Source organism: Corynebacterium minutissimum (assembly GCF_000805675.1).
In the GTDB taxonomy this organism is placed as follows: domain Bacteria; phylum Actinomycetota; class Actinomycetes; order Mycobacteriales; family Mycobacteriaceae; genus Corynebacterium; species Corynebacterium minutissimum.
This window is the reverse complement of the sequence record NZ_JSEF01000005.1, coordinates 62,419-83,453: the sequence shown is the minus strand read 5'-3', so window position 1 is coordinate 83,453 and position 21,035 is coordinate 62,419. Positions and strand designations below refer to the sequence as shown.

Here is a 21,035-nt window from a genome sequence, read left to right as displayed (position 1 = left end):
GCTGCGGTTATTATGAGGTTCCACTCACCTCTCCCACCACCCCCGAAAGAGCCTCGTGATGACTCAACCGCCGTATCCGCCGCACAACCCGCCGCCGGGCCCCAGGCCGCAGGGAGCCCCGCAGCACGGCGCCCCGCAGCACAATCCCTACGCCCACCAGTCCTTCCCGCCGCCTGGGGCTCCCTACGGCAACCCGGGCGGCGGATATGGGGCACCGCCACCCCAGCCAGAACCGCCAAAGAAAAGCTCCGTCGTCGGAATCATCGCCACGGTGTTCGCTGTCTTGGGCACCATTATCGCCTGCGTTCCCGGCATCTACGTCGTGGGCTGGATCATGCTCGTCGCGGGGTTCATTACTGCCATCGTCGCACTGTTCCTCAACAACCAATCCAAGTTCTGGGGTGTGGCCGCGCTGCTCATCTCCGTGGTGGGTAGCTTCATTGCCTCGATAGTCTTTCTCTTTTTCATCACCGCAAAGTTCCTCAATTCACTGCCGGATACGACACAAACTCCAAATGCAGGGAGCTCCGTCGTGGGGACGACGGTGCAGCCGTCGGGCGAGGAGGAGACGTCGGAAAGCACAAGCTCCCCTACCCCCATCTCGACGGAGTACTTCAACAGCGTTCCCGACGAAAACGGCAACCAGATCCTTGAGGACGGCACCCCTGGTTCGCGCTCAAACCCCCTACCACTCAACACCACGTTGAACGGACCTGAGTGGGCAGTGGACGTAGCCAACCTCAACTTTGACGGCACTGACGAGGTCATGGCGGCGGACCCGTCCTATGAGAAGCCAGAAGATGGTCGAAAGTACTTAGTTTTTGACTTGACGCTGACGTACACCGGCAATGAGACTGACGCTAGCTCTCAGATGGCGTTCCTCTACTTCGACCCTGGCGAGGAGGAGAACGGGCAGCCCATCAAGTGGGACGTCAACGGGTTTATGGACGTGGACACGCCTTTCCAGCCGCAGGAGAAGCGCACCGGCAGAGTTGCTGTCAGCGTGCCTGAGAACGGCGCTGAAGACGGTACCTTCGGGATTATCGCGCCTGGCACTGAGATTCCCTTCCGCCTCGCATTGAAATAGGACACCATGACGCAACCTCCTTATGGCACCTCCGGTTTCCAGCCTTCACATACCCCGCCTCCACAGAATGGGCCGTATGGCCAGCAGAACTACTACGGCGCCCCGCAGCAGCCGCCCCAGCCGCCGCAGCCGCAATCCAATGTTCTGGGGCTCATCGCCTTCATCACGGCGCTGCTCGGATTCGTGCTCACCTGCCTGCCCTTCACCTTCCTCGTGGACGGGGCTGTGCTCTGCACTGCCGTCATCTTGGGATTTATTGGTTTGTTCATGAAAGACCAGAGGAACCTTTGGCCCATCATCGCGCTGTGCACCGCAACGGTGGGAGCAGTCCTCGGTTTCATCATTAAGATTGCACTGTCCATCGGACTGTTTGTCATGTTTGACGAAGGGTCCTCGTGGGAAGACACGTTCACAAGCTACGCGACGGAACAGGTCGAGCACACATAGTCAGTTAGGCACCTTTCTTCGCGCACGAAACTTCTCCACATCTGAAAGAGTTCCTCACATGACCGATGCCTCTGAAAAGGAATCCCAGCCCAAGAAGGACCGCCTCGGTCTAATTGCTGTGGTGCTCGCTCTGGTGGGCACGCTGCTGGCGTGCCTTCCCGTTGTGTACATCGCTGGCTGGGTCATGCTCGCTGCGGCTGGGGCCACGGGGCTTGCCGCGACCTTATCTGCCCGGCAATCCACCCCGGTTGGTGTTGTCGCCATCGCCGTCAGCGTCATTGGAAGCGTCGTGGCTGCCGCCGCCTTTGTCGTGCTTCCAGAGTCCACGGACGCCACTCCGGTTACTGCCCAGGAAGTTCCCGCTGCACCGAGCCCTACGAGCACCTTTCAACTGACTCCGAATACTGACGGCGAGCACTACATTCTCGATGGCGACGAAGGCTCGAGAAGTGACCCGTTGCCGCTGAACACCATGCTGTCTAGCCCAGAATGGCAGCTGACAGTGAGCAATCTTGTGGTCAATAACTCCGACTCTCTCGTTGCCGCCCATCCCCTACTTCCCCGGCCCAGAAAAGGACGAGAGTATATCTCGGTCGACGTCACCATCACGTACTTAAGCGATAATCCCGACTACCTCAATGTGCCACTGCTTAGCTATAGCGACCATTGGGCTTTGAAGAACCGAAAATTAGATGGGTCATCAGTCAACTCCGACAACGAGCTGTATAACCCCCTTTCGCAGGCAAAGACCCGAAGTAAGACACTCATTTTTAGTGCCCCCTCTAAGAATGCCGAGAGCGGCAACATCGTGGTCTCTGATCCCACCACGAAAAGCTCTATCTACTACTCGCTGAAGTAGCGCTCGACTACTCGGGCTGTTCCTGCCGCGCGCTATCGGAAATCTCCCGCGCCTTGTACTCAAGGCGTTTCTGCGCGCGGGCCTGGGCGCGTGAGGACGCATCTGAGCGTGGCGGGGCTTGGATGAAGCGTTCCGAGTGCATCCCTAGTTGCAGCTCCTTTGCACGCAGCACCTCGGCATCAATCTTGATGCCCACAATGAGGGCAGTGTTCATCAACCAAATGGCCATGAAAAGAGCCAGGATGGTACTCAACGCACCATAAGCACTGGCTGCGGCAAGATACGTGATGTAGAGGCCGAACAAGCCCCAGACCCCAACGGTGCCCACGAGTGCTACCACGGAACCGTAGGTGATCCAGCGAAAACGACTCGGCCGCACATTAGGGCTGAAGTGATAGAGCACCGCAATCAGCGTGAGGACCACGACCACCGTGACGGGGAAACGCAGCCAATTCCACACGGGGAGGAAGGCCTGCACCAGGTAGGTAGCGGCATCTTCAAGGCCGACCTGGCGGGCTAAAGGGTAGATGGCCTCACTAATGACGGTATCTCGCAGCAAGTTGGCAAAGAGCACGATGACCGCGCCAATGACAATGATGGCGGTCAGCCCCCACATCAGCGACCACGTGCGAATGATGCCGCGGCCTTCCACGCGCCCGTACACGGTATTCGCTGTGCGCGCGAAAGCCCGCACATACGCCGAAGCTGAAAACAGGGAGATAGCCAAAGACACAATCAAGGCGAAAGTACCTTGGGCGCTCGAACCAATAATCGCGCTGACGACAACATTCGCCTCCTCCGAGAAGGAGCTAGGAATGTACTGTTCAATGAACTGCGATGTCAACTGCTCCACTTCCTCCCTGCGGGAGGAAAAGATAAGAGTGGCGATGGAGTAGGCCGCCAGCACCGTGGGTGCAAAGGCCATGAGCGTGAAGTACGTCATTCCGGCGGCGCGGTCCATGAAGGCATCGTGGAAGAAGTCATTCCACGTGCGACGCACAACTAGTCCCCAGCTCTCCCGGCGTAGGCGGTTGCCTTTGGCAAAAGGATCGCGGGCATCATCGTGCCCCTCAACCTCGAGGATGCTCGAGCTCTTCCACGGCACGATGGTCTCTGGTCTCTCGACCGGAATGGCGTTGCTGCCGATCTCCTCGTCGCTCATATCTGTCCAGCGTATGCGGCACAGCCCGCATTCAGGGGAAGGACACTCGGGGCACAGGCAGAGACGTGGTTACACTGGGGAGGCATGACTGAGAACAAGATCAATGTGAAGTCCTTCGAGCTCGACCACCGGCTTGTCGACGCCCCCTATATCCGCGTTGCCGACCGCACCGACCTGGGCGGCGGGGTGGAGATTATCAAGTATGACCTGCGCTTCTGCCAGCCCAACAAGGCGCATCTTGGCACCGAGGCTCTTCACTCGGTGGAGCATATGATGGCCAACTTCATGCGCAACTACACCGACAAGCTCATTGGCTTTGCCCCGATGGGCTGCCGTACCGGTTTCTATGCCATCACCAATGGCATGGAGCAGGATGAGCTGCTCCGCGCCGTCGAAGGCGCACTCAATGACGTCCTTAACGCCACCGAGGTTCCCGCCGCCAACGAGGTGCAGTGCGGCTGGGGCGCTCACCACTCCCTCGAGGGCGCTCAGGAGGCTGCGCGCGATTTCCTCGCGGCGAAGGATGAGTGGCTCACCGTCATGGCCTAAGCGCTAGTGCTCAAGGCGTCGGATCTGGGTACGGGCGAAGAACAGCCCTGCGACGCCGAGCCCCAAGACACTCGCCATCAAAGTGCAGCGCGCTGCGCTGAACTCCGCAAACAGGCCTGGGACTAACAGGATCGCCACCGCACTGAGAAGGGCCGAAACAAAGAGGAGGATGGCAAGGAGTACGTCTTTGGGGATGTACATGCGAGGTCCTTTCCGGGCGCCTAGTGTTTGCGGCGGCGAGTTAGCAATTCAACGCTATTTTAAATATTTCGTACTTATATTTCTACCCCAAGCCAGATGGGTTCCGGCTCCAGCGTTACTCCGAAGGCTTTCTTAACCCCGGCGCGGATCTCACGCGCAAGGGCGACAATGTCATCTGCGGTGGCCTCACCGCGGTTGGTCAGGGCCAGGGTGTGCTTGGTGGATAGCGTTGCCTTCGCACCGGTCTCGGCACCTGGGTAGCCCTTGGCAAAGCCGGCGCGTTCGATGAGCCAGGCAGCGGAAAGCTTTTCTTTTCTTTCTCCTCCTTCTCCCGACGTGGTGGTCCCACCCACCACGTGGCGCGGCATGCGGTCCGCATCCTCGTCGCCGCGGGCGGTGCGGACGGAGGCTTGGATGGAATCGGCAAGTTGGGGCTCCACGATGGGGTTGGTGAAGAAGGAGCCGGCTGACCAGGTGTCGTGGTCTCCTGGGTCGAGCACCATGCCCTTGCTGCGGCGCAGCTTCAGTACCTCTTCGCGGACTTCGGCGACGGGACGGCGCTCACCGGGGTTCTGGGTGAGCTGGCCAAAGCGCAGGGGCTTCGATAGGCCGTCGGTAGTCAACTGGAGCTCGATAGCCAGCACCACGCCGCGTCCGGTGAACTTGAGGTTGGAGTAGCGATAGGCCAGCTCCAAGTCCGCGGCGGGCACCCACGATGCGGTGCGGGTAGCGCGCTCATAAAGGTAGACCTGCGTGAGGACATCGGAGGTCTCAGCGCCGTATGCGCCCACGTTCTGCACCGGCACGGCGCCGGCATTGCCCGGGATGCCGGAGAGACACTCAATACCGCCCAGGCCACACTCGACGGATAGGGCCACGACGTCATCCCACACCGCGCCGGCATCGGCACGGACAATTCCATCCGCCACGGAGGCATCGATGTCCTCAAAGTCGAGGATGACCACCACGACGTCGAGCTGACCTTCCGCAACGACGAGGTTGGAGCCGCCGCCGACAACGAGGTAGTCCTGGGAGGCGTCGTCAAGCGCGGCCAAGGCCGCAATCGCCGCCTCAGCGCTGGCACACCGCACCGTCACCAGCGGGGCGCCGCCAATGCGCAGGGTGGTGAGATCGGCGAAGGTGGTCTCGGAATCGAGAGTGACACCGTCTAGTTCAGCGAGAGTCATGAATTTATCTAGCACGTCTACCAAGGTAGTCTGTAACTCATGTCAACCCGTAGCGAAAACACCGTTATCATCAACCAGCCCATCGATAAGGTGCACAAGGCACTGACCACTCAGGAGTACTGGGACTTCATCGTGGCCAAGCTGTCCCCGGAACCGGGTACCGTGCACGAGTTCACCGGCAACACCGCCGTGCTCTTTGAAATCCTGCCGACGTCCCTCCTGCCGGAAGCTGTCCGCGCTATGGTCTCCCAGGATCTGAAGGAAAAGCGCACCGTAACCATCGGCGAGGTTGTCGATGATCAGATGTCTGTGTCTTTCACCGCTGACGTCAAGGGCACCCCGGTCGACTTCAAGGGCGACATCACCTACAAGGGTCAGGGCGAGTCCACCGCTCTGGATTACGTCTCTGAGGTCTCCGTCAACATCCCGATGATGGGCGCTGCCATCGAGCCGAAGGTCGCTGAGGCTCTGCAGGAGCTCTACACCAACGAGGGCAAGCTCACCGAAGAGTGGATCTCCAACAACCTCTAAACGTGTAACACCCTCCGTTACTGTCATGGCCGATCACGCGCATAACCTGCGAGCACAGGAAAGCGCTGGTCGGCCTTTTGGCGTGGTTACCCGGGGTACCACCAACCCCAATCGTCTGCGCCGCTGTGACCGCTGGATGGTGGCGCACCCGGAGATTTCTTCCCTGCTGCGCTCCACGAGTAAGCCGCTGGCGCTCGACGTGGGCTACGGTGCCTCACATACCACCACGGTGGAGTGGGCTGGCTGGCTGCGCAGCGTGAACCCCCGCACACGTGTCACGGGACTCGAGATTTCCCCGGAACGCGTGCTGCCGCCGCGCGATGGCGTGACCTTCGAGCTCGGCGGCTTCGAGCTAGCTGGCTACCGCCCGCAACTCGTGCGCGCCTTCAATGTGCTGCGCCAGTATGACGTGGACCAGGTGGAAAAAGCCTGGGACACAGTGACCTCGCGCCTAGCACCTGGTGGCTTCTTCGTGGAGGGAACCTGCGATGAGTTGGGGCGCAGGGCTGCCTGGGTGCTTCTCGACGTCTCCGGCCCGCGCTCCCTGACCCTCGCCTGGGATCCTTTCGACGTGGAGCGCCCCAGCGATATCGCGGAGCGCCTGCCCAAAATCCTCATCCACAAGAATGTGCCCGGCGAGCCGATCCATGAGCTTTTGCAGGCGGCTGATGACGCCTGGGATCGCGCCGCTGGCTGGGCTCCCTACGGCCCACGAGTTCGCTGGCGCATGGCTCGCGAGCAGCTCCAGGGCACCATTCCTCTCCACCCGGTCCATCGCCGCCTGCGGGATAACGTGCTCACAGTAGATTGGGACGTTGTAGTTGGCGGACTTTAAGCCAGTGCGCCACACTAGTAGTCATGGCTTCTTCTAAATCTCCCGCCGCAACGGCCTGGAAAATCTTCATCGGCGTGCTCGTGGCACTCCTGCTCATCATCTTGGTGACAGAGCTCGGCCTGCGCTGGTTCCTGGGCACCCAGATGAAAGACCAGTTCGTGCAATCCGCCAAGGAGCAGGGCGTGGAGGCCACGGAAGAACCGGAGGTGAGCTTTGGCGCTAGCCCCATGGTCTTCGGCATGCTCAACGGCAAGATCCCGCAGATGGACATGAAGACCCCGTCCACGTTGAAGATTGAAGGCACCACCATCACTGGCCAGCCGGCGGCCGATGTCCACGTCGAAGACATGACTCTGTCCAAGGAACCGGTGGCGGGCACGCTGCGTGCTTCGACCACGGTGCCGGATCAATTCCTGCTCGCAAGCTTCCAGAAGGCCATTGCAGACCAGTCCGGCTATGACACCCTGGGTAACCTCGTCGTCACCGCCATCACCGCCAACGACGCCGAGGATGACCTCAACGTCGAATTCGCCGGCGGCTTGGCCACGCTCGCACTTAAGCCGGAGGTCCGCGATGGCAAGCTTGCCATCAATGCAGAAAATGCATCGCTTTTCGGCTTCGATCTCCCTGAACAAGCCACGGACGCTATCTCCAATGCCCTGGCAGAAGGCATGGAAGAACAGCTCGCCGGCCAGCAGCTGACCTTCGAATCCGTCGACGTTGGCGCTGGCGAGGTCACTCTCACGATGATTGGACACGACGTGCCGATGAGCGAGCTCGATGCCGCCACGGCACCGGCACCAGCGCCTGAGCCGGCCAACTAGCCCAAGCCCGAATCAGAAGCGCTCGATGGGCAGCTGGGTGTCGAGTTCCGGCAAGGTGTCGTCGTCTGACACGACGAGGCACTGATACCCCGCCTGCTCAGCGGTTCGCGCAAGGTCCTTAAAGGACAGGGCTGGATCCGCGGGAAGAATCAGGCCTAGGCGCACCGGCAGCGGGCAAGCCTCGCGGAGGGTGACGAGCTCGGAGAGGAGCGCGGTGGTATCACCAAGCAGTGCATCCACCGCAACCCACACCTCCGCGGCACCTGATTGCACGGCCAACCGCGCCTCTGCGGCCTTGACCAAGGAGTGATGGCGCCCACTGGGATAGCCGGCAACTGAAATGATGTGCTCGGCCTCCGCGGCCGCCATGACATGATGCGGCGAGACAACCACGCGCTGGCCGGGCGACTGTGCACGTACCTCCTCAAAGGAGGCCTGAAGAAGGCTGCGCATTAGTAGGAGTAATCGCCGTTGATGATGGCCTTAAGCTGTGGGCGCACATCGAACCAGTACACGCCGGTGATGATCGCGCCAATCCAGCTAACAAAGGGCAACGGCAAGTTCATGAGCAGCGCCGATCCTCCCAAAAGGGCTACCCATACCCACTTGTTCTGGCGGTCACCGGCGCGGAAGGCATCCTCCCGCGTCAAGGCCGCCAAGACGGCACCGATGAGGGCAAAGAGGGACACCGCCATGAAAATGTAGTGCGGTATCCACGCAATGATGTCAAGAAAAGTGTGCATTAATTAGTTCTCGTCGACGATTTCGCCGTCAATAATGTTGTCGTTCTGCTTCGGGGCGTACGGATTACGCGGGCCCTGCGGCTCCTGCGTCCCAGGGCGCTCAGCGCGCTGATCCTTGGCGTTGTTGATGGCTCCCTGCACGCCGTCACGGGTCTCGTTGAAGGCGGTGTTGAAATCCTCACGGGCTTTTTCAAAAGACTCCGACTTACGGGTCTCCCGTGCGGCGGAGGAGACCGATTCGCCCAAGTCCTTCGCAGTGGAGGTTACGCGGTCAATAAAAGATTCTTCCTTCGCAGTGCCATCACCCATGCCTGAGGCATCAGCCGCGCGGGCAATACGGTCTGCCTGCGCACTTTGTGCTTGGCGCTGGCGTTCTTCCTTAAAGCGGCCGCCGAAGTCTTTGGCCACATCAAAAGCAGAGCTGCCGGCGTTCTTGATTGAGTCAAATACGGACATGGTCATAACTCCTTGTTAGATACCAAAAAGCAGGTGATTAACAGTGTAGATAACCAGTCCGGCTAGTGCACCCACAACCGTGCCGTTGAGGCGGATGAACTGCAGGTCCTTGCCCACCATGAGCTCAATATTCTGGGAGGCCTCTTCTGCGTCCCAGCGCTTGATGGTTTCCGGAATAATCGCGATAATCTCCGGCGCAAATTTCTCCACGGCATAGCGCGCGGCCTTGTCCACAAGCTCGTTGGCTTGGGCCAGGAACTCGGAATCCTCCAACAGGCGGTGCGCCAACTCCTTCACCTTGGCGGTGATCTTCTGGCGCAGGAAGGACTCCGGGTCGGTGAGTTGCTCAATGAGCGTGGAGGAGACCGTCGCCCACATCGCCGCCGGTGCCTTTTGCGCCTGCTCGGAGGCCAGCATCTCCTGCTTAATGCCTTCCACGCGTGCGCGCATGTCCTCATCCCACTGCAGGTCCGAAGCCAGCTTAGACAGATTGCGGCGAATGGCTAGGCGGGCTTCGTGGTTGCCGTTGCGGCGGACCTCATCAGCGAACTCCACGAGCTCGGCATAGACCTTCTCCCCCACCATCTCGCGGGCAAAGCGCGGCGCCCAGCCGGGCATGCGCTCATCAATGGCCGTGACCACTGTGGACTCCATGCCAAGAATCTTGCCGTGTGCCCACTCGATGAGGTCATCCTCCAGCGGCCGCGCCTTGCCGTCCGCAATGTAGCCTTCCAGCAGCCTACCCAGCGGCGGGCCCCACTCGGGTTCTGCCAGACGGTCCATCACTTGGGTCTTAATGAAGTGCTCCGCCTCCGCCGCATCCAAATCCGATACGACACTGGCCGCACGTTGCCCAATCCATGCGGAAACCTCTTCGGCCTTGCCGGGCTCCACGCCCTGGCGCGCCAGCCACAGCGGTATCTCTGCCTCCCGCACCTTGGCGCTGAGCGCGTCCGCGGTGAGGAAGTTCTCCTCCACGAAGTCCTTGAGCGCATCACCCACGCGGTCTTTATTGTTGGGGATGAGCGCGGTGTGCGGGATGGGTAGGCCCATCGGCCGGCGGAACAGCGCGGTCACGGCAAACCAGTCCGCCAGTCCACCGACCATGCCGGCCTCCGCCGCCGCGCGCACGTACCCCACCCAGACGGGAGCCCCGCTTGCCGACGCCTGCCACCACGAGCACCCCAAAAAGATCACCGCCGCACCAATTAGGAAGGACAGCGCAATCGCCTTCCAGCGGCGCAGGTCCGCCCGGCGCGCCTCCTGGTTTCCTGGCTGCGGCACAAACGACGTCTGCGACGCCGACGTTTCCTGCGCCGGCTCAAGCCCGGCGTCTGCGCGGTGCGTCATGGGTGGTCTCCTTGGGGTCTTAGCAGTAAAGAGGAATGGGGCGAAGGCTAGCTTCGATTCCATTGGTCAACATTAGTGGGTAATAAGGGCGCACTGAATTAGGGAAGTTAAATCATCTAGCCTGCCATACAACAAGTCGCGAAGTACGCGTTGATCTTGCTCGGTACACATTTTCGAAATCATTCTAGAAATAAGCGATGCCGACTTTTGTACATTTCTTCTTATCCCTTGACGTGCGCGGAAAGGGCCAATAGACTTCAATGCAAAGCCCATAAAGAGAATGTTATGCCTGTTCAAGATCAACCACAAAGCTTGCCGGGGCCAGTGTAGGAGCAAATAAAATGCACGTCCCAATGTCTCGATCCCTAATTCCCCTCGGAATCGTAGTAGTTGCAGCAGGGTTCCTCGCGTTCGGTGTTATCAACCTAACGAATTTTCTATGGGTAACGGGAACCCAGGTGGCGGCATCTGCCATTCTTTTCATGGTTGCATTAGTAGGATCCAAAAATGATAAGAGGAAGCAGCACGAAGATACTTCTCTTTAGTGCGTACGGTTAACAGCACGGTGTGATCGATCGAAGCTTATTGCAACTTTTGACGTCGCCAAGCGCCCAGCTCCCTGCCTTCTTCTTTGTAAATCCCCTCCCGCACACCTAGCCCGAAACGCCAGCAACCCCCACCTCCTCACATGGTCTCCCATGTGTTTGTGTGGAGGTGGGGGTTGTGGCGGCAGTACAGAAACTTAGGCGCTCAACGTCCTAGGAGGTGCCTAGTTGATGCGGCCGGTTTCCTTGCGGTACTCGCGGTAGTAGCGGCGACCGAAGTGGACGGCGCCAACTGCGAGGACTGCGATGACGACGAGGGAGATAGCACCCACGATGATGTTGATCTGGTAGTCAGCGCCGGCGATGCCCTGCGGGTACTGCCAGGTGCCGAGGCCCCAGATGAGGATGCCAGCTGCCGGCAGGAGCGAGAGAATCAGGCCCATGCCTACCCACGTGGAGGTACGCAGCAGAGAAGAGTGCGGTGCACCGTAGGACACGGGGTCGTAACCCTCGATGTAGGAGTCCTGAATCTTACCGGAGAACTCCGGGTAGGTCTCGCTGTGGTGATCAGCTACTGCCGGGTTGAGGTCGCTCATGGCTGAAACTTTCTCTCGTTCCTGTTAATCCTGTGAATGACTATAGCTTAGTCGTCCTTGCCGCGGAAAGCAGCCCGTGCACGTTCGCGGGTAACTGCGGACACAGCGGTCAGCGGGACGCCAGCCGGGCACACGTCGGCACACTCACCGTAGAGCGAGCAGTGGCCGAAGTTCTGCTCCAGATCGTCCACCATGTTGCGTGCACGGCGGCCACGCTCTTCCTTGCCCAGCGGCATGAGGGAGAGGTGAACCAGCTTGGCGCCGGTAAACAGGTGGGCAGCACCGTTCGGGCAGGATGCCACGCAGGCACCACAGCCGATGCAGGCAGCGTGATCCAGCGCGTACTCAGAGGTCTCGTGGTTGATGTGCAGGGTGTCAGCGTCCGGAGCGGTACCCGCATCCATGGACACGTAGCCGCCCTGCTCCATGACGTGGTCCAGCTTGGAGCGGTCCACGATCATGTCCTTGATTACCGGGTAGGCAGCGGAGCGGAAAGGCTCCAGCTTGATGGTGTCGCCATCCTTGAATTGGAACATGCGCTGCTGGCAGGCCGGGGTGTTCTGGCCCGGGCCGTGCGGGCGACCATTGACCAGAAGGCCACAGGTACCACAGATGCCCTCACGGCAGTCAGATGCGAATGCGAACGGCTCCTTGCCAGCCTCAATGAGGCCTTCATTGACGTGGTCGAGCAGCTCCAGGACGGACATCTGCTCGGCGGCGTCGTCAACCTGTACGGTCTCGAACTTACCTTCTTGCGTCGGTCCGGCTTGACGCCAGATCTCAAGTGTCAGTTTCATTACTTGTAGTTCCTTGTCATCAGCGGGATCGAATCAAAGTACAGCGGCTCAGCGTGGCGGATGAACTCGCCCTCAGCAGCGCCCGGCTCCCATGCGGAAACGAAGCACCAGTTCTCGTCGTCACGTTCAGCCTCGCCATCCTCGGTGAGGTGGTCCTCGCGGTAGTGAGCACCACAGGACTCATCGCGGTCGAGGGCGTCAACACACATGAGCTCACCCAGGTCGATGTAGTCAGCCACACGAAGGCCGTACTCGAGGACCTGGTTCATGTCGTTAACGTCACCCGGGATACGGACGTTGGCCCAGAAGTCCTCGCGCAGAGCGCGGATCTTCTCGATGGCGACCTTGAGGTCCTCGACGTTGCGGGAAACGCCGCATCCCCAGTACAGGATGTCACCGAGCTGGCGGTGGTAGTAAGCCGGACCATGCGGGTTGTCACCACTGACCGTCGTGAGACGCTCAATGCGAGCCTGTGCACGAGCGACAGTCTCTGCTGCTTCCGCGGAGTCCTCGGCCAGCTTCTCCTCACCGAGGTGGTCAGCCAGGTAGTTCGGGATGGTGAACGGCAGGGTGAACCAGCCGTCGACGGAAGCAGACAGCAGCGAGTTAGCACCCAGACGGTTGGCGCCGTGGTAGGTCCAGGAACACTCACCGGCGGCGAAGAGGCCGTCGATGGTGGTCATCTCGTTGAAGTCGGTCCACAGACCACCCATGGTGAAGTGGCAGGTCGGAGCAATACGCATCGGCGTCTCGTACGCAGACTCACCAATGGCCTCTTCGTACATTTCGATGAGGTTGGAGTAGCGCTCACGAATCTTGTCCTTGCCCAAACGCTCAATAGCGTCGCGGAAGTCCAGGTACACCGAGTTGTGCAGCGGCCCAACACCCAGGCCCTTGTTGATCTGCTGGGAGATAGCACGGGATGCCACGTCACGCGGGACGAGGTTACCGAAGGCCGGGTAGCGGCGCTCCAGGAAGTAGTCGCGCTCCTCTTCCGGAATCTCATTAGCCGGACGGTCATCCTTCTCCTTAATCGGAGACCAGATACGGCCGTCGTTACGCAGGGACTCGGACATGAGGATGGTTTTGGACTGCCACTCGGAGTTGACCGGCAGGCCAGTCGGGTGGAACTGGATGAACGCCGGGGAGGCCAGGTATGCACCGTTCTCGTAGGCGCGCATCATGGCGCCAGCGTTGGAGTTCTTGGCCAGCGTGGACATGTGGTACACGTTGCCGTAACCACCGGTACCGAGGATAACTGCGTGGCCGGTGAAGGCCTTGAGCTCGCCAGTAATGAGGTTGCGGGTCACGATACCGCCGGCACGCTTCTTGCCGCCGTCGTTGTAGGTAATGATGTCCTGCAGGTCGTGGTGAGCAAAAAGCTCCACGTTGCCCAGACCAATCTGGCGGTAGAGCGCAGAAGTGGTGGACAGCTGCAGCTGCTGGCCTGTTTGGCCACGGGTGTAGTAGGTACGGGAGACCTGAACACCACCGAAGGAACGGGTAGCCAGGGTGCCGCCGTACTCGCGAGCGAACGGAGCGCCGATGGCGTTCATGTGGTCGATGACGCGGATGGACTCGGTGGCCAAGCGCCAGCAGTCGGACTCACGGCAGCGGTAGTCGCCGCCCTTCACGGTGTCCTTGGTGTGGCGGTAAGCGGAGTCGTTATCCACCTTCTTGTGGCGGGACGAGTTCACACCACCCTGCGCAGCAATGGAGTGCGCACGACGTGGGGAATCGTGGTAGGTGAAGACCTTTACCTTGTAGCCCAGCTCGCCCAGCGCAGCCGCAGCGGAACCAGCAGCCAGGCCGGTACCCACAACGATGATTTCGAACTTGCGGCGGTTCAGCGGGGAGACGAGCTCCATGTGGTCCTTTTGGTAGCTCCACATGTCCTTCATCGGGACGCCGTGCGGCTCGTGGGACTCCAGGATGCGGCCCGGCTTGACGCCCGGGACGACGGACTGCGGGTGCGAGAAGTTAGGGTGCTCGCGCTTCAGATCAGTGTTCGCGTTCGCATTCTCGTTTGCGTTCGCGGCAGACACGGGATTCGCGTTAGTCATGGGTTCAAAACTCCTTTAGCTGACCCAGCCCAGGGCGACGGACAACGGCATAACGATGTTCGCCAGGCACACAACGGCCGGAACGACGTACGCCAGGATGACAAAGACCTCGCGCCACTTAGCGCCAGTGATGCCCAGGTCAGACGCAGCAAGGCGAATACCGTGGGTGAGGTGCAGGAAGAGGCAGAGCATAGCAACGACATAGATGATGGTCACCGGCCAGCGCGAGAAGGTAGCAATCATGTTGGCCTTGACCGCGCCGTGGACGAAAGCCTCCGGGGCCACCGGCTGCACACCCATAGTCAGATCCAGGATGTGGAAGACGATGAAGAGAAGCAGCACAACGCCAGTAACCAGCATGGTCTTGGTGGCGAAGGAGTCCAGGCCACCCATGAGGTTGGTGCGCTTGAACTTGCCACGAGCTGCCTTGGAGCGAGCCGTCAGGGCGAAGGCGCCGTAGATGTGGGCGATAACGCAGGCCAGCAGCACGATGCGGATAATCCACAGAAGGTGGCCGCTCGGAATAAGCGGATCACCCATACTGCGCAGGAATGCACCGTAGGCATCGAGAGCTTCCTCGCCGTCATGAGCCGGCAGGTACAGCTTCAGGTTTCCAGCCATGTGGCCCACTACGAAGAGGGCAAAGAACAGGCCGGTAATAGCCATCGTCAGTTTCAAAGCCCAGGACGGAATTCCCGGCTTAGGACGAATCGTTTCATTAGTAATGCGGCCGTGAGCGAGGGCTTCACGGTCAGGATTTTTTACAGACATGACACCTCCATAGTCGTCCTTACCTTACGCAGGACTTCGCGCTGGCCACTAGTTAAATCCCCGCCAGATGGCGCCGCCTACCCACACTCGCTCCACCCGCAGAAAATACTTGAGGTATGGATCACCTAAGTTACGCATGTGGTTATGCCGCTTTACCTTGATCACTCCCTTTTACGCAATATTGCCATTGCGTAAATATTTCGCCCGTGAGACTTTGCTCACAGCGTGTGATGTGAGTGACGAACTCACCCCTTTAGGTGTCAAACTTTCGCATGAGATGCATACCTGCACTAAAGCTCTTACTCCCCGTGAATACCCCCGCTTCGCAGCGGAGTTAAAATACTTCACACATTATTTGCAAAACTATTGTTATGACTGAAAGGCAATAGGTAACCTAGCTCACATGAGTAAGACATACGTAGGTTCACGCCTTCGCCAGCTGCGCCGCGAACGCGATCTCAGCCAAGCCTCCCTCGCCGCTACGCTGGGGCTTTCCGCAAGCTATGTAAACCAGATCGAGCACGATGTACGCCCCCTTACCGTGCCGGTTCTTCTCCGCATCACTGAAGTATTTGGCGTCGACGCCACCTTCTTCTCTCGTGATGATGACTCGCGGCTACTCGCAGAGATTCAGGATGTCGTTCAAGATCAGGAGATTTGCCCCTCCCCCGTCGAACTTCAGGAACTCTCCGAGCTGGTGTACAACCACCCCACTGTTGCTCGCACGCTCGTCGATATCCACCGGCGCTACCGCAATATCCGTGACAAGCTCTCGCTCGCAACAGATTCACGCCGCTCAGATGGCAGCCAAGCCCTGTCAATGCCTCACGACGAAGTGCGTGACTTCTTCTACGCCCGTCAGAATTACCTGGACGAGCTGGACATCCATGCCGAAGGTGTGGCCAGCGAGCTTGGCGTAGCGCCTTTCCACATTCGCGATATTGAGAAGGCTCTCGGGGATAGGCTCGCCTCCCAGCACGGCGTAGAGATCATCACTACTGACCGCATGGATGGCACCCTGCACCGCTTCGATAGCGAAACCGGCACATTCCGTCTGGCTAGTCGCCTTAGTGTGGGCCAACGCGCTTTCCGCATGGCCGCCGAGCTTGGCTTTCTCGAAGCCAGTTCTCTCATTGACAGCCTCGTAGATGAAGAACCGTTTACTTCAGATGCTTCAATCAACCTAGCCAAGCGCGGTATCGCCAACTACTTCGCCGCCGCAACACTATTGCCATATGGCCTTATCCATACTGAAGCGGAGCAGTCCGGCTACGACGTGGAGTACCTGTGCAATGTATTCGGCGTGGGTTACGAAACTGTTGCCTCACGCCTCTCTACTCTCCAGCGCCCCAACGAGCGTGGAATTCCGTTTACCTTCGTGCGAGTGGACCGCGCAGGCAACATGTCCAAGCGGCAGTCCGCCACGGGCGTACACTTTTCCAACTCCGGCGGCACGTGCCCCCTGTGGAACGTCTATGAGTCTTTCTCGCGCCCCAACACCATTTCCCGTCAGCTGGCACAGATGCCGGATGGCCGTAACTATCTATGGATTTCCCGGACGGTGAGTTACCCGCAAGGCCGCTTTGGCGATACCAACAAGCTGTTTGCCATTGGCCTGGGCTGCGAAGCCCGTCATGCCGATCGCACCGTCTATGCCGAGGGGCTCAATCTCGAGGATCTATCCGCTGCCACCCCGATTGGCGCCGGCTGCCGCACCTGCCCCCGACAGAATTGTGCCCAGCGCGCCTTCCCGGCAATCAATAAGGATCTGGTTATCGACGCTCACCGTTCCGCTGTTGCCCCCTATTAGCTAGGAAGCGGTAATTCCGCATATCCCCATGCGCCAACCCCGAATTAAAATGGTCATACTTTACACCGTAAACCAGGAAGAATAAAAAGGGCTGGGGAGGACTCTCCACCTGACCGTTTTTGGATGGCGCACACTGAACGGCAGGCGATCCCTACAACTTATCCGCGTGACCTGCACACATCGTTATCACTATTCGTCCCATTTCAGCTAGATCACATGTTTTTAAAGCTTTTCACAGTAAAACCTCGCCGATCTTGACACCGTAAAGCGTCTATAGTGGTCTGCGAACCGTTAAACACTTCCAGAAAGGATTTTTATTATGAGCAGCGTTGGAAACAGCTTGTTCAAGCAGCTTTACGGACTCGTCATCACCGTTGTGAGCGCACCGTTTGCCCTGTCCGCAAACCTCTTCAAGTAAGAAGGACACGCTGAGGTGCTTCGGCACCACAGCGACATAACAACAAACTCCCTCTCACCTCCGATTCCTATCGGGATGAGGGGGAGTTTGTGCGTTGCCTGACCCCCGCCAGCGCCGCCTCGTCTGAGCCGGGTGGCTCAGCCCAGGCTAGACGCGCTGACCGGAAGATTGACCGCTCTTTTAGAGGTTGATCATATGGCCGCCGATGCCCTCGGCAGCTTCCTTCATGGCCTCAGAGAGAGTCGGGTGGGTGTGGACGTTGCGTCCGATTTCCTCAGCGGTGAGGTCGAAGCGCTGCGCCAGGGTCAGCTCCGGAAGCAGCTCAGACACGTTGGAGCCAACCATGTGGCCGCCAATGAGTTCACCAAACTCACCATCGGCAATGAGCTTCACAAATCCAGCAGTCTCGTTGAGGCCCGCTGCCTTACCGTTAGCGGAGAACGGGAAGGTGGCAACCTTGATGTCACGGTCAGCGAACTTCTCACGCGCCTGCTCTTCGGTGTAGCCGAAGGAGGCAACCTGCGGGTTGCAGAAGGTAGCGCGCGGCATGTTCATGTAATCACCAAGCAGCTGCGTCTCAGCGCCGGCGATAACTTCGGCAGCGACAACGCCCTGCGCCTCAGCCACGTGGGCGAGCTGCAGCTTCGCGGTGACGTCACCGATGGCGTAGATGCCATCAACGTTGGTGCGCATGTAGTCGTCGATAGCAATAGCGCCGCGCTCAGTGAGCTCAACGCCGGTGTTCTCCAAGCCGAAACCTTCGGTGCGCGGAGCGAAGCCGATGGAGACCATGCAGCGATCCACGGTGAGGGTATCGGTCTTGGAACCGTCCTTGGACTCCACCTCAACGGTGACGTTGTCGCCGTTGTCCTTGATTGCGGTGGTCTTGTAGCCCGTCAGGAGCTTCACGCCGAGCTTCTTGTATTCCTTGGCAATGGCCTTGGAAACATCCTTGTCCTCGTTCGGTAGAACGCGGTCCATGAACTCCACGATGGTCACGTCCACGCCGTAGTTGGCCAGAACGTAGGCAAACTCCATGCCAATGGCACCAGCGCCGACAATCACCATGGAGTCCGGAGCGTCGTCGTTAAGAATCTGCTCCTCGAAGGACACGATGTTGCCGCCAATTTCCACGCCCGGGAGGGAGCGAACGACGGAACCCGTGGCGATGATGCAGTTATCAAAGGTAACGGTCTTACCCTTGTCATCACCTTCGGTGATCTCAATGGTCTTAGCGTCCTTGAAGGAGCCGAGGCCATTAATCTCCGTAATCTTGTTCTTCTTCATCAGGTAGTGCACGCCCTTGACGATGCCCTCAGAAACCTTACGGGAGCGCTTGTGCGCTACGCCGAAATCGAAGGAGACATCGCCGGAGATACCGAAGGCCTTGGCCTCGTGATTAAAGGTGTGCGCAACCTCTGCGTTCTTGAGCAGCGCCTTGGAGGGGATGCAGCCCACGTTGAGGCAGACACCGCCCCAGTACTGCTTCTCAATAACAGCAACCTTCTTGCCCAGCTGGGCAGCGCGGATGGCGGACACGTAGCCGCCGGGGCCCGCGCCGAGTACTACAACGTCAAAATGTTCATTAGTCACGCCCTACAGAATACGGAACTTTGTGCCTGATGTCTCACCACCCCCACGATGTGTGGGGTGACGTGAACGACGACGCGGTCATGAAGGGCAAGAGGTATCGCAGGGCCTAGCCCCTACGTCGGCTTTAACCCCACCCGTGGGGAAAGTCGGATCGGAAAAGCCCTCACCACGTGAAATATGGGTGAGGGCTGGCGCTGCGCGGCGCTCCTTAGTAGAGGCCCCAGTCCAGTGCGGCCTTCGAGGACGTGGAAGAACCGGAGTGGACAAACTGGCCCAGCACCTGGTTGATGGTGACGAGGATGGTGTCAAAGAAGTTCATTGTTCTGCTTTCTATTGGCGTAAGGGAGTCTCATGCGGCTAGGTTCCGCAGCGCGGCGGCACCGCGGACGTAGTCACAGCATCTAGCACCTCTAGCGAATGAGACGCCCGCGGCGTTACATGACGCGTGACAGTGCGCGTGAAGATTATGACACGGTTTTAACTTCAATACCACCAATAACTTCAATAACTTGGTAAGTTTAAACTCGTTACCCTCATCTTGAGGGTGCGGATTTACCTTTCTGCCTGCGCAGTTGCAGATTGTTGAAGGGGATATCCAGAGCATCTTTTAGACTTGCCCTACATTCCGCTCATCACTTAGAAAGCGAGACCCTATGAAGTTCGCGCGCTCTCTCACGACGCTGGCAGCGGCCTCAGCCCTTGCCCTCGGCGCCGTGTCCTCCCCTATCGCCAGCGCATCCGACGTCACTCCGGAGCAGATTCGTGGGGAGGCAACGCCGTCCACCATTTCTGAACTCGATGTCTACGGCGAAATTGAGGAGTACCTCCCCAAAAATGACGCCGGTCAGCCAGTTCCTTCCCGCGAGGAGTATGAAGCTTCCATCGGAAAGAATGTGAAGTTTGAGGACGTCAACATCAACAAAATTCCAGACGAAAAGCAGTGGTTGGGCTTCATCTTGAAGTACGCCGATTACCGCCAGAACGTCAAGGCGCTCAACGCTACTGCGCCTGCCATGGACCGCCAGGTGCCGCTGGCTGTCGTCACTCCGGACGGAACGTTCGATTCCTCCCGCCCTACCCTCTACTTGCTCAACGGTGCTGGTGGCGCCGAACAGGGTATGGACTGGTTGGTGTCTACGGCTGGCCAAGACCTGGATCCGAACAAGGATGGAATCCAGGATCTGGATGACTACTACGGTGACCGCAACGTCAACGTCGTTATCCCACAGGCAGGTGCCTTCTCCTACTACACCGACTGGATTACCTCACCAAACCGCGGCTACCTTAAAGGCCCGCAGAAGTGGGAAACCTTCCTGACCAAGGAGCTTCCGGGACCGCTGGAGGAGCACATCAACGCTAACGGCAAGCGTGGCATCGCCGGCATGTCCATGTCCGCTACGTCTTCGCTGGTGCTGGCTCAGCACAACCCGAATTTCTACGACGCCATCGGCTCCTACTCTGGCTGTGCGGCAACCTCGACCCCGCTGCCCAATTTCTACTCGCAGCTCACCGTGAACCGCGGTGGCGGAAGCACCACGCAGATGTGGGGCCCGAAGGGTGGGGATTACAACCGCTACAACGATGGCCTCATCAACGCCACGAAGAACAACATGGGCAATTCCCAGGTCTATGTCTCTGCTAACTCTGGCCTCGCCGGCGCAACCGACATGGGTTCTTCCAAGATTGACCGTTTGGGCTCCGCCCAGGCCTTCAAGTCTTCCTCGACTCTGGTGATTGAAGGTGGCGTCATCGAGGCAGCTATGAACGCGTGTACCCACGACCTGCGGGCAAAGCTCAACCGCGAAGGCGTCGACGCGGACTTCAACTTCCGTGAGACCGGTACGCACTCGTGGCCGGGCTGGCTCGATGACATCAACTCCTCGTGGCCTACCTTTGCCCGTGCTTTCGATCTTCCGGTGGAGCCGGTAAGCGGCGGGACGTCGGACAGCGCGTTGAATGCACCAGCTGACAAGGACGCTGCGACTGAATCTGAGGCTGAGGCAGATGCCGTCGAGAATGCTGACGTTGAGTCGGACGCTAACGCCAAGGCGGATGATGCCGATAAGCAGAATACGGACAAGGCTAAGGCAGAGGCAGACCCTGCTGCCCCCGCTGACTCCTTGCCGGTCGACTCTGATACAGCCCCGAAGGTCGACCCTGAAGCCACTGAGCAGTAAGCTCAACTCGCCATAACAATTGTCGAATAAGGAT

21 protein-coding genes are annotated in these 21,035 nt (G+C 59.2%); 9 read left to right on the top strand and 12 right to left on the bottom strand.

The genetic code is table 11. The annotated features are described in order from the left end of the window. Nucleotides 1-58: 58 nt before the first annotated feature. From NX84_RS02615 to NX84_RS02605, 3 genes are read left to right on the top strand one after another with little or no spacing between them, the layout of a single operon-like run. Nucleotides 59-1,087: a DUF308 domain-containing protein gene (locus NX84_RS02615; protein ID WP_039673464.1), complete on the top strand. Its 1,029-nt coding sequence runs from the start codon at nucleotides 59-61 to the stop codon at nucleotides 1,085-1,087. 6 nt (nucleotides 1,088-1,093) lie between these two features. After that, nucleotides 1,094-1,534: a hypothetical protein gene (locus NX84_RS02610; RefSeq protein WP_039673462.1), complete on the top strand. Its 441-nt coding sequence runs from the start codon at nucleotides 1,094-1,096 to the stop codon at nucleotides 1,532-1,534. 58 nt (nucleotides 1,535-1,592) lie between these two features. Further along, on the top strand, nucleotides 1,593-2,393 hold the full coding sequence (locus NX84_RS02605; RefSeq protein WP_039673460.1) for a hypothetical protein: 801 nt from the start codon (nucleotides 1,593-1,595) through the stop codon (nucleotides 2,391-2,393). A gap of 7 nt (nucleotides 2,394-2,400) precedes the next feature. On the opposite strand, the gene NX84_RS02600 is transcribed toward NX84_RS02605, so the two are convergent. Beyond that, nucleotides 2,401-3,555, bottom strand: coding sequence for a YihY/virulence factor BrkB family protein (locus NX84_RS02600; protein ID WP_039673457.1), 1,155 nt, complete (start codon nucleotides 3,553-3,555; stop codon nucleotides 2,401-2,403). Between the two features lie 84 nt (nucleotides 3,556-3,639). On the opposite strand from NX84_RS02600, the gene NX84_RS02595 reads away from it, so the two are divergent. Then, entirely contained in the window at nucleotides 3,640-4,104 is a 465-nt protein-coding gene (locus tag NX84_RS02595) for an S-ribosylhomocysteine lyase (RefSeq protein ID WP_039673455.1), read from the top strand. 3 nt (nucleotides 4,105-4,107) lie between these two features. Here NX84_RS02595 and NX84_RS02590 read toward each other — a convergent pair whose 3' ends face one another. Both NX84_RS02590 and NX84_RS02585 read right to left on the bottom strand, forming a co-directional pair. Further along, nucleotides 4,108-4,305 (bottom strand): hypothetical protein, encoded by a 198-nt coding sequence (locus NX84_RS02590; RefSeq protein ID WP_039673453.1) that lies wholly within the window; start codon nucleotides 4,303-4,305, stop codon nucleotides 4,108-4,110. 74 nt (nucleotides 4,306-4,379) lie between these two features. Further along, the gene (locus NX84_RS02585; protein ID WP_039673451.1) at nucleotides 4,380-5,507 is read right to left on the bottom strand and encodes a UDP-N-acetylmuramate dehydrogenase; all 1,128 of its coding nucleotides are present in this window, start codon (nucleotides 5,505-5,507) and stop codon (nucleotides 4,380-4,382) included. A gap of 24 nt (nucleotides 5,508-5,531) precedes the next feature. On the opposite strand from NX84_RS02585, the gene NX84_RS02580 reads away from it, so the two are divergent. The 3 genes from NX84_RS02580 to NX84_RS02570 are packed head-to-tail and all read left to right on the top strand — an operon-like array spanning nucleotide 5,532 to nucleotide 7,682. After that, the gene (locus NX84_RS02580) at nucleotides 5,532-6,023 is read left to right on the top strand and encodes a DUF2505 domain-containing protein (RefSeq protein WP_039673449.1); all 492 of its coding nucleotides are present in this window, start codon (nucleotides 5,532-5,534) and stop codon (nucleotides 6,021-6,023) included. Nucleotides 6,024-6,048: 25 nt separating this feature from the next. Next, nucleotides 6,049-6,858, top strand: a complete 810-nt coding sequence (locus NX84_RS02575; RefSeq protein ID WP_039673447.1) for a class I SAM-dependent methyltransferase — start codon at nucleotides 6,049-6,051, stop codon at nucleotides 6,856-6,858. Between the two features lie 23 nt (nucleotides 6,859-6,881). After that, nucleotides 6,882-7,682: an LmeA family phospholipid-binding protein gene (locus tag NX84_RS02570; RefSeq protein ID WP_039673445.1), complete on the top strand. Its 801-nt coding sequence runs from the start codon at nucleotides 6,882-6,884 to the stop codon at nucleotides 7,680-7,682. 12 nt (nucleotides 7,683-7,694) lie between these two features. Here the strand turns inward: NX84_RS02570 and NX84_RS02565 are convergent, their stop codons facing one another. The 8 genes from NX84_RS02565 to NX84_RS02525 all read right to left on the bottom strand — a co-directional run bounded on the left by NX84_RS02565 (nucleotide 7,695) and on the right by NX84_RS02525 (nucleotide 15,003). Continuing rightward, nucleotides 7,695-8,135: a deoxyribose-phosphate aldolase gene (locus NX84_RS02565; protein WP_039673442.1), complete on the bottom strand. Its 441-nt coding sequence runs from the start codon at nucleotides 8,133-8,135 to the stop codon at nucleotides 7,695-7,697. Continuing rightward, entirely contained in the window at nucleotides 8,135-8,425 is a 291-nt protein-coding gene (locus tag NX84_RS02560; RefSeq protein ID WP_039673440.1) for a DUF2516 family protein, read from the bottom strand. Before NX84_RS02560 ends, NX84_RS02565 begins: the two co-directional genes overlap by 1 nt. A 3-nt stretch (nucleotides 8,426-8,428) precedes the next feature. Next, complete coding sequence (locus NX84_RS02555; protein ID WP_039673627.1) at nucleotides 8,429-8,881, bottom strand: CGLAU_01105 family protein; 453 nt, start codon at nucleotides 8,879-8,881, stop codon at nucleotides 8,429-8,431. A gap of 15 nt (nucleotides 8,882-8,896) precedes the next feature. After that, nucleotides 8,897-10,231 (bottom strand): DUF445 domain-containing protein, encoded by a 1,335-nt coding sequence (locus NX84_RS02550; RefSeq protein ID WP_039673438.1) that lies wholly within the window; start codon nucleotides 10,229-10,231, stop codon nucleotides 8,897-8,899. A 769-nt stretch (nucleotides 10,232-11,000) separates the two neighbouring features. After that, nucleotides 11,001-11,372, bottom strand: a complete 372-nt coding sequence (locus NX84_RS02540) for a hypothetical protein (RefSeq protein WP_039673433.1) — start codon at nucleotides 11,370-11,372, stop codon at nucleotides 11,001-11,003. Nucleotides 11,373-11,419: 47 nt separating this feature from the next. Further along, on the bottom strand, nucleotides 11,420-12,169 hold the full coding sequence (locus NX84_RS02535) for a succinate dehydrogenase/fumarate reductase iron-sulfur subunit (RefSeq protein WP_039673432.1): 750 nt from the start codon (nucleotides 12,167-12,169) through the stop codon (nucleotides 11,420-11,422). Then, nucleotides 12,169-14,232: a fumarate reductase/succinate dehydrogenase flavoprotein subunit gene (locus NX84_RS02530; protein WP_052319632.1), complete on the bottom strand. Its 2,064-nt coding sequence runs from the start codon at nucleotides 14,230-14,232 to the stop codon at nucleotides 12,169-12,171. The genes NX84_RS02535 and NX84_RS02530 overlap by 1 nt, the downstream gene beginning before the upstream one ends. 15 nt (nucleotides 14,233-14,247) lie before the next feature. After that, complete coding sequence (locus NX84_RS02525) at nucleotides 14,248-15,003, bottom strand: succinate dehydrogenase cytochrome b subunit (RefSeq protein ID WP_039673430.1); 756 nt, start codon at nucleotides 15,001-15,003, stop codon at nucleotides 14,248-14,250. 403 nt (nucleotides 15,004-15,406) lie between these two features. Here NX84_RS02525 and ramB point away from each other — a divergent pair, with 403 nt between their 5' ends. Then, nucleotides 15,407-16,813 carry an acetate metabolism transcriptional regulator RamB gene (ramB, locus tag NX84_RS02520; RefSeq protein WP_039673428.1) on the top strand — a complete coding sequence of 469 codons (1,407 nt, stop codon included), beginning with the start codon at nucleotides 15,407-15,409 and terminating at the stop codon, nucleotides 16,811-16,813. Nucleotides 16,814-17,411: 598 nt separating this feature from the next. Here the strand turns inward: ramB and lpdA are convergent. Next, a complete protein-coding gene (gene lpdA / locus NX84_RS02515) occupies nucleotides 17,412-18,824 on the bottom strand; it encodes a dihydrolipoyl dehydrogenase (RefSeq protein WP_039673426.1) in 1,413 nt (470 codons plus the stop codon). 653 nt (nucleotides 18,825-19,477) lie between these two features. Here lpdA and NX84_RS02510 point away from each other — a divergent pair. Continuing rightward, nucleotides 19,478-21,001: an alpha/beta hydrolase gene (locus NX84_RS02510; RefSeq protein WP_052319631.1), complete on the top strand. Its 1,524-nt coding sequence runs from the start codon at nucleotides 19,478-19,480 to the stop codon at nucleotides 20,999-21,001. Nucleotides 21,002-21,035: the final 34 nt, after the last annotated feature.

Bases quoted from the DNA above. Each gene is read 5' to 3' on its own strand.
- NX84_RS02615 (WP_039673464.1), top strand. From the start codon at position 59: ATGACTCAACCGCCGTATCCGCCGCACAACCCGCCGCCGGGCCCCAGG.
- NX84_RS02610 (WP_039673462.1), top strand. From the start codon at position 1,094: ATGACGCAACCTCCTTATGGCACCTCCGGTTTCCAGCCTTCACATACC.
- NX84_RS02605 (WP_039673460.1), top strand. From the start codon at position 1,593: ATGACCGATGCCTCTGAAAAGGAATCCCAGCCCAAGAAGGACCGCCTC.
- NX84_RS02600 (WP_039673457.1), bottom strand. From the start codon at position 3,555: ATGAGCGACGAGGAGATCGGCAGCAACGCCATTCCGGTCGAGAGACCA.
- NX84_RS02595 (WP_039673455.1), top strand. From the start codon at position 3,640: ATGACTGAGAACAAGATCAATGTGAAGTCCTTCGAGCTCGACCACCGG.
- NX84_RS02590 (WP_039673453.1), bottom strand. From the start codon at position 4,305: ATGTACATCCCCAAAGACGTACTCCTTGCCATCCTCCTCTTTGTTTCG.
- NX84_RS02580 (WP_039673449.1), top strand. From the start codon at position 5,532: ATGTCAACCCGTAGCGAAAACACCGTTATCATCAACCAGCCCATCGAT.
- NX84_RS02575 (WP_039673447.1), top strand. From the start codon at position 6,049: ATGGCCGATCACGCGCATAACCTGCGAGCACAGGAAAGCGCTGGTCGG.
- NX84_RS02570 (WP_039673445.1), top strand. From the start codon at position 6,882: ATGGCTTCTTCTAAATCTCCCGCCGCAACGGCCTGGAAAATCTTCATC.
- NX84_RS02565 (WP_039673442.1), bottom strand. From the start codon at position 8,135: ATGCGCAGCCTTCTTCAGGCCTCCTTTGAGGAGGTACGTGCACAGTCG.
- NX84_RS02560 (WP_039673440.1), bottom strand. From the start codon at position 8,425: ATGCACACTTTTCTTGACATCATTGCGTGGATACCGCACTACATTTTC.
- NX84_RS02555 (WP_039673627.1), bottom strand. From the start codon at position 8,881: ATGTCCGTATTTGACTCAATCAAGAACGCCGGCAGCTCTGCTTTTGAT.
- NX84_RS02550 (WP_039673438.1), bottom strand. From the start codon at position 10,231: ATGACGCACCGCGCAGACGCCGGGCTTGAGCCGGCGCAGGAAACGTCG.
- NX84_RS02540 (WP_039673433.1), bottom strand. From the start codon at position 11,372: ATGAGCGACCTCAACCCGGCAGTAGCTGATCACCACAGCGAGACCTAC.
- NX84_RS02535 (WP_039673432.1), bottom strand. From the start codon at position 12,169: ATGAAACTGACACTTGAGATCTGGCGTCAAGCCGGACCGACGCAAGAA.
- NX84_RS02530 (WP_052319632.1), bottom strand. From the start codon at position 14,232: ATGACTAACGCGAATCCCGTGTCTGCCGCGAACGCAAACGAGAATGCG.
- NX84_RS02525 (WP_039673430.1), bottom strand. From the start codon at position 15,003: ATGTCTGTAAAAAATCCTGACCGTGAAGCCCTCGCTCACGGCCGCATT.
- ramB (WP_039673428.1), top strand. From the start codon at position 15,407: ATGAGTAAGACATACGTAGGTTCACGCCTTCGCCAGCTGCGCCGCGAA.
- NX84_RS02510 (WP_052319631.1), top strand. From the start codon at position 19,478: ATGAAGTTCGCGCGCTCTCTCACGACGCTGGCAGCGGCCTCAGCCCTT.